We start from the raw sequence: 11,458 nt of genomic DNA on the forward strand, positions 1-11,458 counted from the left end.
GTTATTGCACAGGATCACTATGCCGGCTTCATTCGTTCATCTACGCCTGCACACTGAATACTCCCTGGTCGACGGCCTGGTACGGATCAAGCCGCTGGTCAAGACCCTGGTGGGCATGAACATGCCGGCGGTGGCGGTTACCGACCAGAACAACATGTGCTCCCTGGTCAAGTTCTACAAAAACGCCATGGGCGCAGGTATCAAGCCGATCTGCGGCGCCGACCTGTGGTTGTCCAACAAGGACCCGGATAACCCGCTGAGCCGCATCAGCCTGCTGGCGATGAACGGCGTGGGTTATCGCAACCTGACCGAGCTGATTTCCCGTGGATTTATCGATGGTCAGCGAAATGGCTCGATCATCATCGAGCGCGAGTGGGTGGCCGAAGCCAGCGAAGGCGTGATCATGCTCTCGGCCGCCAAGGAGGGCGAGATCGGTATCGCGCTGCTGGGTGGCAATCCGCAGGAAGCCGAAGTGCTGGCCCGCGAATGGATGCAAGTCTTCCCTGACCGCTTCTACCTCGAAGTGCAACGCACCAATCGTCCCAACGATGAAGAGCATCTGCACGCCGCCGTGGCCCTGGCCGACAAGCTGGGCGCACCGCTGGTGGCGACCAACGATGTGCGCTTTATCAAGAAGGAAGATTTCGAAGCCCACGAAACGCGCGTGTGCATCGGCGAAGGCCGCGCCCTGGATGACCCGCGCCGCTCGAAGAACTACAGCGAAGAGCAGTACCTCAAAAGCGCCGAGGAAATGGCCGAACTGTTCAGCGACTTGCCCGAGGCCCTGGAAAACTCGGTCGAAATCGCCAAGCGCTGCAACATCGAAGTGAAGCTGGGCAAGCACTTTTTGCCCAACTTCCCGATTCCCGATGGCATGACCATTGATGAGTACTTCCGCAAGGTGTCGTTCGACGGCCTTGAGGATCGCCTGCGCGTCCTGTTGCCCAAAGACACTACTGAAGACTACGAAGCCAAACGCCAGGTCTACGTCGACCGGCTGAATTTCGAGCTGGATATCATTATCCAGATGGGGTTCCCCGGCTACTTCCTGATCGTGATGGACTTTATCCAGTGGGCCAAGAACAACGGCGTACCGGTAGGTCCGGGCCGGGGGTCAGGTGCGGGCTCGTTGGTGGCCTACGTGCAGAAGATCACCGACCTTGACCCGTTGGAATATGACCTGCTGTTCGAACGCTTCCTGAACCCGGAGCGGGTATCCATGCCCGACTTCGACGTCGACTTCTGCATGGACGGTCGCGATCGGGTGATCGAATACGTGGCCGAGAAGTACGGCCGCAATGCGGTGAGCCAGATCATCACCTTCGGTTCCATGGCCGCCAAGGCGGTAATCCGCGACGTGGCCCGGGTGCAGGGCAAGTCCTACGGCCTGGCCGACCGCCTGTCGAAGATGATCCCGTTCGAAGTCGGCATGACCCTGGAAAAAGCCTACGAGCAGGAAGAAATCCTGCGCGACTTCATCAAGGTCGATGAAGAAGCCGCCGAAATCTGGGACATGGCGCGCAAGCTCGAAGGCGTGGTGCGTAACGTCGGTAAACACGCCGGTGGCGTGGTGATCGCGCCGACCAAGCTGACTGACTTCTCGCCGATCTACTGCGACGAAGAAGGTGACGGCCTGGTTACCCAGTTCGACAAGGATGACGTGGAGGCGGCCGGCCTGGTGAAGTTCGACTTCCTCGGCCTGCGCACCCTGACGATCATCGACTGGGCGCTCAAGACCATCAACCGCGACCGCGCCAAGGTGGGCGAGGAGCCGCTGGATATCGCGTTCATCCCGCTGGATGACAAACCGACCTACAGCCTGCTGCAAAAAGCCGAAACCACGGCAGTGTTCCAGCTTGAATCCCGGGGCATGAAGGAGCTGATCAAAAAGCTCAAGCCCGACTGCCTGGAAGACTTGATCGCACTGGTGGCCCTGTTCCGTCCTGGGCCGTTGCAGTCCGGCATGGTGGATGACTTCATCAACCGTAAGCACGGCCGCGCCGAACTGGCGTACCCGCATTCGGACTATCAGTACGAAGGCCTCAAGCCGGTACTGGCGCCGACCTACGGCATCATCCTGTATCAGGAACAGGTGATGCAGATTGCCCAGGTCATGGCGGGCTACACCCTCGGCGGTGCGGACATGTTGCGTCGCGCCATGGGTAAAAAGAAACCCGAGGAAATGGCCAAGCAGCGCGGCGGTTTCATTGAGGGCTGCGCCACCAACAATATTGACGCTGACCTGGCGGGTAACATCTTCGACCTGGTGGAGAAGTTCGCCGGTTACGGCTTCAACAAATCCCACTCCGCCGCCTATGGCCTGGTGTCGTACCAGACCGCCTGGCTGAAAGCCCACTATCCGGCGCCGTTCATGGCGGCGGTACTCTCGGCGGATATGCACAACACCGATAAGGTCGTGACCTTGATCGAGGAAGTGCGCACCATGAAGCTGCGCCTCGACGCGCCGGACGTGAACGCCTCGGAGTTCAAGTTCACGGTGAACGACGAAGGCCGCATCATTTATGGCCTCGGCGCGATCAAGGGAGTCGGTGAAGGCCCGGTGGAAGCCATCACCGAAGCGCGCCAGGACGGGCCCTTCAAGGACCTGTTCGACTTCTGCGCGCGGGTCGACCTCAAGCGTATCAACAAGCGTACCCTCGACGGCCTGATCCGCAGCGGCGCGCTGGACCGTCTTGGCCCGTACTTCCATGACGAGCCGAAGGCCTACCAGGCCAATATCGACCGCAATCGCGCGGTGTTGCTCACCGCCATGGAAGAAGCGATCAAGGCTGCCGAACAGACCGCCCGTACCCATGACAGCGGCCACGCCGACCTGTTTGGCGGGTTGTTCGTCGAAGAAGACGCGGATGTGTATGCCAACCACCGCAAGGCCAAGGATCTGACCCTCAAGGAACGTCTCAAGGGCGAGAAAGACACCTTGGGCCTGTACCTCACCGGTCACCCGATTGACGAGTACGAAGGCGAAATCCGCCGTTTTGCCCGCCAGCGCATCATCGACCTGAAACCGGCGCGCGATACCCAGACCGTCGCCGGCATGATCATCGCCCTGCGTGTGATGAAAAATAAGAAAGGCGACAAGATGGGCTTCATCACCCTCGATGACCGCTCGGGCCGGATCGAAGCCTCGCTGTTTGCCGACGCGTTCCACTCCGCCCAGTCGCTGCTGCAGACCGACGCCATGGTGGTGGTGGAAGGGGAGGTCAGCAACGACGACTTCTCCGGTGGCCTGCGCCTGCGCATCAAGCGGGTGATGAGCATGGAAGATGCACGCACAAACCTGGCCGAAAGCCTGCGCCTGAAGGTCAAGACCGAGGCACTCAAGGGCGATCAGCTACGCTGGTTGGGTGACCTGCTCAAGCGTCACCGTGGCGCGTGCCCGGTGACCATGGAGTACACCGGCAATGACGCCAAGGCCATGCTGCAGTTTGGCGAGACCTGGCGAATTGATCCGGCTGACGGCTTGATTCAAGCTTTGCGTGACCAGTTCGGGCGAGACAACGTCTTCCTCCAATACCGTTGACGGTCAGCACCCCTGACCTCGGCTGAACATTTAATCTCGACCTAACCGCGCCTCTCCCTTAAGGTAGGGCGCGAATAGACAACCGGCTGGCCAGGCACCCCTTGGCCGTCGACCCAAGACGGACGCTTATGAACCCGAATTTTCTTGATTTCGAACAGCCGATCGCTGACCTGCAAGCCAAGATCGAAGAGCTGCGCCTGGTCGGCAACGATAATTCGCTGAATATCGGCGATGAGATCGCCCGCCTGCAAGACAAGAGCAGCACGCTCACCGAAGACATCTTCGGCAAGCTGACCAGCTGGCAGATCGCGCGCCTGGCCCGCCACCCGCGCCGTCCGTACACCCTGGATTACATTCAGCACATCTTCACCGAATTCGACGAGCTGCATGGCGACCGCCACTTCTCGGACGACGCGGCCATCGTGGGCGGTATCGCTCGCCTGGACGACCAGCCGGTGATGGTGATCGGTCATCAGAAAGGCCGTGAAGTGCGCGAAAAAGTGCGTCGCAACTTCGGCATGCCGCGTCCGGAAGGCTACCGCAAGGCGTGCCGCCTGATGGAAATGGCCGAGCGCTTCAAGATGCCGATCCTGACGTTCATCGACACGCCGGGTGCCTACCCTGGGATCGACGCCGAAGAGCGCAACCAGAGCGAGGCGATTGCCTGGAACCTGCGCGTCATGGCGCGCCTGAAAACCCCGATCATCGCGACTGTGATCGGTGAAGGCGGTTCCGGCGGTGCACTGGCCATTGGCGTCTGCGACCAGTTGAACATGCTGCAATATTCGACCTACGCGGTGATTTCGCCGGAAGGTTGCGCCTCGATCCTGTGGAAAACCGCCGAAAAGGCGCCGGACGCTGCTGAAGCGATGGGCATCACTGCTGACCGCCTCAAAGGCCTGGGGATCGTGGACAAAGTGATCGCCGAGCCACTGGGCGGCGCACACCGTGACCCGGCTGCCGCTGCCGCCACCATCCGCGCCGAACTGGGCGCGCAACTGGCGATGCTCAAGAAGCTCGATAACGAAGCGCTGCTGGCCCGTCGTTATGAGCGCCTGATGAGCTACGGCCTCTAAGCCGACGCCGTCACTTAATGTGGGAGGAGGCTTGCTCCCGATTGCTGAGTGTCAGTCACAACATCTGTTGACTGGCCCACTGCTATCGGGGGCAAGCCCCCTCCCACATTTGCTTTGTGTATGCTTGACGGACGTATTTCAGATTTGCGGCGGTAACCTGTGATGAAATCAATCCTGCCGGCCCGACTTCTGAAAACCCTGGCCCCCTGGCGCAATGCCCCGGCCTGGCACATCGCGTTCTCTGGTGGGCTCGATTCCACCGTGCTGCTGCATCTTCTGGCCACCCTGGCAAAGTCCGAAACATTACCGCCCCTCTGCGCCGTGCATGTTCATCATGGCCTGCAAGCGGCCGCCGATGCGTGGCCCGCTCATTGCCAGTCGGTCTGCGACAGCCTGGGCGTGCGCTTGCGCATCCTGCGCGTGCAAGTACCACCCGGTGCCAGCCTTGAGCGCGCGGCTCGTGACGCACGTTATCTGGCCTTCGCCGGGGTGATCGGGGCAGGGGAGGTGTTGCTCACCGGCCAGCATCGCGACGATCAGGCCGAAACCCTGTTGTTCCGCCTGCTGCGCGGTGCGGGTGTGCGCGGGCTTGCCGCAATGCCTGCGCATCGTACGTTGGCGGCGGGGCATCTGGTGCGGCCGCTGCTGGAGGTGGCCCGTGGCGAGCTGCAAGCTTACGCCCACCAACATCACTTGAAGTGGATCGAAGACCCTTCGAACGCTGATCCACGCTTCTCCCGTAATTATCTGCGCCATCAAGTATTTCCATTGCTTACGCAGCGCTGGCCCCAGGCAGCCTCAAGTCTGGCCCGTACTGCCGAACACCTCAACGAAGCCCAGGGGCTGCTCGATGAGCTGGCGCACATGGACCTGAACCTCGCCGATCAGCCTTCAGCGTTTCCCTGGTTGCTTTTGCCATCCTTGGCCCTGGCGCCCTTGCGCGAGCTTTCCGACGCCCGCCAGCGCAACGCCCTGCGTCACTGGCTGAACCCACTGACCCGCCTGCCCGACAGCGATCACTGGGCCGGCTGGTGTTCCCTGCGCGATGCCAAGGGCGATGCACAGCCCGTATGGCGCCTGGCCGACGGCGAGTTACACCGTTGCGGCGAGCGCATCTGGTGGTTGCCTTCTATTTGGTCCGAATTCTCCGACGCATCGGTAAGCTGGCCCGATCCGCGAAACCCACTGGAGTTACCTGGCAATGGTCAGCTTCGATTTGTCGGCGAGGCACCTTCAGGTTCTTTGGTGATCCGTTATCGGCAGGGCGGCGAAGTCATCGACGTGCCGGGGCGAGGTCGTCGCGACCTCAAGCGCCTGCTCAACGAAAGTGGCGTGCCCGGCTTCGTCCGTGGCAGATTGCCGCTGGTCTACCGGGGTGAGCAATTGCTGGCTGTCCCAACCATCGCGGGGCCATGGGCCGGGTCGGCAGATCACGGGCAATTAGATTGGTTGCCGCAGACCTGCGATCAAGGTTTGAGCTGATAGCGCCTTTCCGGTAGACTACGCTCCCTTCTTGATACAACTTCTGTGGATTCGCCTGAATCGCAGCAGTTGCCGATTACCAAGCAGTCTTTGCTGGGCGATTCCAAAAAATGTGTAGCGATCAACGTACCGGTGTTCCATTGCTGGTCTGTCACAACGCGGCGGTTTTTTTGAAAGGTGCACTGTGATTAATGCAGGTGATCGGGGGCTTCGGCCTCTCTTCGCTTTCCCCGGCGGCTCGGACCGCTTTAACGCAGACTTCTAGGGTTTTTCATGACGCGCTACATATTCGTCACGGGCGGTGTTGTTTCTTCATTGGGGAAAGGCATTGCCTCCGCTTCATTGGCGGCCATCCTGGAGGCGCGGGGGCTTAAAGTCACCATGCTCAAGCTGGACCCGTACATCAACGTCGACCCGGGCACCATGAGCCCGTTCCAGCACGGTGAAGTGTTCGTCACGCATGACGGCGCCGAGACCGACCTGGACCTGGGCCACTACGAGCGGTTCATCCGCACGACCATGACCCAGAACAACAACTTCACCACCGGCCGCGTCTACGAGCACGTGCTGCGCAAGGAGCGCCGTGGTGACTACCTGGGTGCAACCATCCAGGTGATCCCGCACATCACCGACGAAATCAAGCGCCGCATCATCAAGGGTGCGGGCGATGCCGACGTGGCGATGGTCGAGATTGGTGGCACCGTGGGTGACATCGAATCCCAACCGTTCCTCGAAGCCATCCGCCAGTTGCGTTTCGAAGTCGGCGCCAAGCGCGCAATGCTGATGCACCTGACCTTGGTGCCCTACATCGCGACCGCCGGCGAAACCAAAACCAAGCCTACCCAGCACTCGGTCAAGGAACTGCGTTCCATCGGCCTGCAGCCGGACGTGCTGGTATGCCGCTCCGATCACCCGATCGACATTTCCTCGCGTCGCAAGATCGCGCAATTCACCAACGTTGAAGAACGTGCGGTGATTGCCCTGGAAGACGCCGACACCATCTACAAGATCCCGGGCATCCTGCATTCGCAAGGCCTGGACGATTTTGTGGTCGAGCGTTTCGGCCTGCAATGCAATTGCGCGGACCTGTCCGAGTGGGAAGCGGTGGTCGATGCCAAGCTCAACCCTGAGCACGAAGTCACCATCGCCATGGTCGGCAAGTACATGGAACTGCTGGATGCGTACAAGTCGCTGATCGAAGCGATGAGTCACGCCGGCATCAGCAACCGTACCAAGGTCAACCTGCGCTACATCGATTCCGAAGACATCGAGAACCAGGGCACCGCGCTGCTTGAAGGCGTGGATGCGATCCTGGTTCCCGGCGGTTTCGGCCTGCGTGGCGTGGAAGGCAAGATCACTGCCGTGCAATACGCTCGCGAGAACAAGGTGCCTTACCTGGGTATCTGCCTGGGCATGCAAGTGGCCGTTATCGAGTTCGCCCGTAACGTGATGGGCTGGAAAGACGCCAACTCCACCGAGTTCGATCACACCAGCGGCCATCCGGTCGTGGGCCTGATCACCGAGTGGGAAGACGCCACCGGCGCCGTCGAAACCCGTACCGAAAGCTCCGACCTGGGCGGCACCATGCGCCTTGGTGCGCAGGATTGCCTGCTGGAGCCGGGTTCGCTGGTTCACGATTGCTATGGCAAGGACGTGATCGTCGAGCGTCACCGTCATCGCTACGAAGTGAACAACAACCTGCTGCCGCAAATCAAAGAGGCCGGCCTGAAAATCTCCGGTCGCTCCGGCGATGGCGCGTTGGTTGAAGTGGTCGAGGCGCCGGATCACCCGTGGTTCGTGGCCTGCCAGTTCCACCCTGAGTTCACCTCGACGCCGCGCGACGGTCATCCGTTGTTCAGCGGTTTCGTCAAAGCTGCACTGACGCAACATCAGAAGAAGGCATAACCCTGATGGCCCAGAAGATCATTCGCGTAGGCGACATCGAAATTGCCAACGACAAGCCCATGGTGCTGTTCGGCGGCATGAACGTACTGGAAAGCCGCGACATGGCGATGCAGGTCTGTGAAGAGTACGTGCGGGTTACCCAGAAACTGGGGATCCCTTATGTGTTCAAGGCCAGCTTCGACAAGGCCAACCGTTCGTCCGTGACCTCCTATCGCGGCCCGGGCCTTGAAGAAGGCATGCGGATCTTCCAGGACATCAAGCAAGCCTTCGGCGTGCCGATCATCACCGACGTCCACGAGCCTGAGCAGGCTGCCGTGGTTGCCGAGGTGTGCGACATCATCCAACTGCCGGCCTTCCTGTCGCGCCAGACCGACCTCGTTGTCGCGATGGCCAGGACCGGCGCTGTGATCAATATCAAGAAAGCCCAGTTCCTCGCACCCCAGGAAATGAAGCATATCCTGAGCAAGTGCGTGGAAGCCGGTAACGACCAGTTGATCCTCTGCGAGCGTGGCTCGAGCTTCGGCTACAACAACCTCGTGGTGGACATGCTCGGTTTCGGCATCATGAAACAGTTCGAATACCCGGTGTTCTTCGACGTGACCCACGCGCTGCAAATGCCCGGTGGTCGCTCGGACTCCGCCGGTGGGCGTCGTGCCCAGGTCACCGACCTGGCCAAAGCGGGCATGAGCCAGTCCCTGGCCGGCCTGTTCCTGGAAGCCCACCCGGACCCGGACAACGCCAAGTGCGACGGCCCTTGTGCCCTGCGCCTGGACAAGCTGGAGCCGTTCCTGGCCCAGCTCAAGCAGTTGGACGAGCTGGTCAAGAGTTTTCCGACGGTAGAGACCGCGTAAGCGGCGTTTCTCCGGTAGAATTTCCCACGCTTTATGCTCAGGCCCCAGGCCTGGGCCTTGTCGTCTGCAAGCCTGCCCTGTTGTTCCACCCTTGCGGTCGGTCAAAAGATTTCCTTCAGCTGCGTCGTTTTCGTCAACTTTGGAGTGTTTACAACAATGGCAAAAATCGTCGACATCAAAGGTCGTGAAGTTCTCGACTCCCGTGGCAACCCCACCGTCGAAGCCGATGTGCTTCTCGATAACGGCATCATCGGCAGCGCCTGCGCGCCGTCCGGTGCTTCCACAGGTTCCCGTGAAGCGCTGGAACTGCGTGATGGCGACAAGAGCCGTTACCTGGGCAAGGGTGTACTCAAGGCAGTAGCCAACATCAACGGCCCGATCCGTGATCTGTTGCTGGGCAAGGACCCGCTGGACCAGAAAGCCCTGGACCACGCGATGATCAAGCTCGACGGCACCGAAAACAAAGGCAGCCTCGGCGCCAATGCGATCCTCGCCGTATCCCTGGCCGCTGCCAAGGCGGCTGCCCAGGATCAGGACCTGCCGTTGTACGCGCACATCGCCAACCTGAACGGCACTCCGGGTGTTTACTCGATGCCGGTCCCGATGATGAACATCATCAACGGTGGCGAGCACGCTGATAACAACGTCGACATCCAGGAATTCATGGTGCAGCCAGTGGGCGCCAAGACCTTCTCCGAAGGCCTGCGCATGGGCACCGAGATTTTCCATCACCTCAAGGCTGTACTGAAGGCCCGTGGCCTGAGCACTGCGGTGGGTGACGAAGGTGGTTTCGCGCCCAACCTGGCGTCCAACGAAGATGCACTGAAAGTGATCTCCGAAGCCGTGGCCAACGCCGGCTACAAGCTGGGCACCGACGTGACCCTGGCCCTGGACTGCGCCGCCAGCGAATTCTATGAAGACGGCCAATACAACCTGTCCGGCGAAGGCCAGGTGTTCAACTCCGAAGGTTTTGCCGACTACCTCAAGGGCCTGACCGAGCGCTACCCGATCATCTCGATCGAAGACGGCCTGGACGAGTCCGACTGGGACGGCTGGAAAATCCTCACCGACAAGATCGGCGAGAAAATCCAGTTGGTAGGCGACGACCTGTTCGTGACCAACACCAAGATCCTGAAAGAGGGCATCGACAAGAAGATCGCCAACTCGATCCTGATCAAGTTCAACCAGATCGGCACCCTGACCGAAACCCTGGAAGCCATCCAGATGGCCAAGGCTGCCGGCTACACTGCCGTGATCTCCCACCGCTCCGGCGAAACCGAAGATTCCACCATTGCCGACCTGGCCGTGGGTACCTCGGCGGGCCAGATCAAGACCGGTTCCCTGTGCCGTTCGGACCGTGTGTCCAAGTACAACCAATTGCTGCGCATCGAAGAGCAATTGGCGGGTAAAGCCAAGTACAACGGTCGCGGCGAGTTTCGCGGCTGAGCAGTAAATGGTAAAAAGTCGGCGGATTGCGTCGGAAATCTCACGACAGTGGGCATTTCGGCGCTAATCTGCTGACTGACAAGCACAAGCCTGGTTTTTCCAGGCTTCGTGCTATCAGTTGCTGCAAAAGGTTTGCATGACGGTCTTTTTTCACTGGATACCCGGATTTCGATGCGCAGTCCCAATTGGTTGTTCCTCGTCTTGCTCTTGTTGCTGGCTGGCCTGCAGTACCGCCTATGGGTCGGTAATGGCAGCTTTGCGCAGGTGGAAGAGCTGACCCAGCAAATTGCCGACCAGCACGCCGAAAACGAACGCCTGCTGGAGCGCAACCGCGTCCTCGATGCTGAAGTGCTGGAGCTGAAAAAAGGTACGGAGACCGTTGAAGAGCGGGCTCGCCATGAGTTGGGCATGGTCAAGGAGGGCGAGACCCTCTACCAGTTGGCCCAATGAACGCTGATTTACCGGCCTTCTGGGCCGTGATTCCTGCCGCGGGCGTCGGTGCCCGTATGGCCGCGGACCGTCCCAAGCAATACCTGCAACTGGGCGGGCGCACTATTCTCGAACACAGCCTCGGCTGTTTTCTCGACCATCCCTCGCTCAAGGGCCTGGTGGTCAGTCTGGCTGTCGATGATCCCTATTGGCCCACCCTGTCGTGCGCCACCGACCCGCGTATCCAGCGTGCGGACGGTGGCTCGGAACGCTCGGGCTCGGTGCTCAACGCGCTGCTGCATCTCAACGCCCTGGGCGCCAGTGATGACGACTGGGTGTTGGTGCACGATGCCGCGCGGCCCAATCTGAACCGTGACGACCTCGACAAGCTGTTGGCTGAACTGGCGGACGACCCGGTGGGCGGTCTGCTGGCGGTGCCCGCTCGCGACACCTTAAAGCGTGTCGACAAGCAGGGCCGCGTGGTGGAAACCGTCGACCGTCGCCTGATCTGGCAGGCGTACACGCCGCAGATGTTCCGCCTGGGTGCCTTGCACCGCGCCCTGGCCGACAGCCTGGTCGCCGACGCCATGATCACCGACGAAGCCTCGGCCATGGAATGGTCCGGCCAGGCGCCGCGGCTGGTCGAAGGGCGTGCGGACAACATCAAGGTCACCCGCCCCGAAGACCTCGAATGGCTGCGTCAGCGCCGGGGTTATCAAGGGTCCTGA

8 protein-coding genes are annotated in these 11,458 nt (G+C 60.6%); all 8 read left to right on the forward strand.

Annotated features, from left to right (window positions below):
• The first annotated feature begins 19 nt into the window (after nt 1-19).
• The 8 genes from dnaE (at nt 20) to ispD (ending at nt 11,458) form a co-directional block, all read left to right on the forward strand.
• Entirely contained in the window at nt 20-3,541 is a 3,522-nt protein-coding gene (gene dnaE / locus BFP93_RS12590) for a DNA polymerase III subunit alpha (protein WP_065893375.1), read from the forward strand.
• A 128-nt stretch (nt 3,542-3,669) separates the two neighbouring features.
• On the forward strand, nt 3,670-4,617 hold the full coding sequence (locus BFP93_RS12595) for an acetyl-CoA carboxylase carboxyltransferase subunit alpha (protein ID WP_057723192.1): 948 nt from the start codon (nt 3,670-3,672) through the stop codon (nt 4,615-4,617).
• A gap of 162 nt (nt 4,618-4,779) precedes the next feature.
• Nucleotides 4,780-6,099, forward strand: coding sequence for a tRNA lysidine(34) synthetase TilS (tilS, locus tag BFP93_RS12600; protein ID WP_065893376.1), 1,320 nt, complete (start codon nt 4,780-4,782; stop codon nt 6,097-6,099).
• Between the two features lie 273 nt (nt 6,100-6,372).
• Nucleotides 6,373-8,004, forward strand: a complete 1,632-nt coding sequence (locus BFP93_RS12605) for a CTP synthase (protein ID WP_065893377.1) — start codon at nt 6,373-6,375, stop codon at nt 8,002-8,004.
• A gap of 5 nt (nt 8,005-8,009) precedes the next feature.
• Complete coding sequence (kdsA, locus tag BFP93_RS12610; RefSeq protein ID WP_065886101.1) at nt 8,010-8,855, forward strand: 3-deoxy-8-phosphooctulonate synthase; 846 nt, start codon at nt 8,010-8,012, stop codon at nt 8,853-8,855.
• Nucleotides 8,856-9,011: 156 nt separating this feature from the next.
• A complete protein-coding gene (eno, locus tag BFP93_RS12615) occupies nt 9,012-10,301 on the forward strand; it encodes a phosphopyruvate hydratase (RefSeq protein WP_065893378.1) in 1,290 nt (429 codons plus the stop codon).
• 171 nt (nt 10,302-10,472) lie between these two features.
• Nucleotides 10,473-10,751 carry a cell division protein FtsB gene (gene ftsB / locus BFP93_RS12620; protein WP_057723188.1) on the forward strand — a complete coding sequence of 93 codons (279 nt, stop codon included), beginning with the start codon at nt 10,473-10,475 and terminating at the stop codon, nt 10,749-10,751.
• Complete coding sequence (gene ispD / locus BFP93_RS12625; protein ID WP_065893379.1) at nt 10,748-11,458, forward strand: 2-C-methyl-D-erythritol 4-phosphate cytidylyltransferase; 711 nt, start codon at nt 10,748-10,750, stop codon at nt 11,456-11,458. Before ftsB ends, ispD begins: the two co-directional genes overlap by 4 nt.

It is taken from the genome of Pseudomonas sp. 44 R 15, assembly GCF_900004965.1.
Taxonomy (GTDB): Bacteria; Pseudomonadota; Gammaproteobacteria; order Pseudomonadales; family Pseudomonadaceae; genus Aquipseudomonas; species Aquipseudomonas orientalis_A.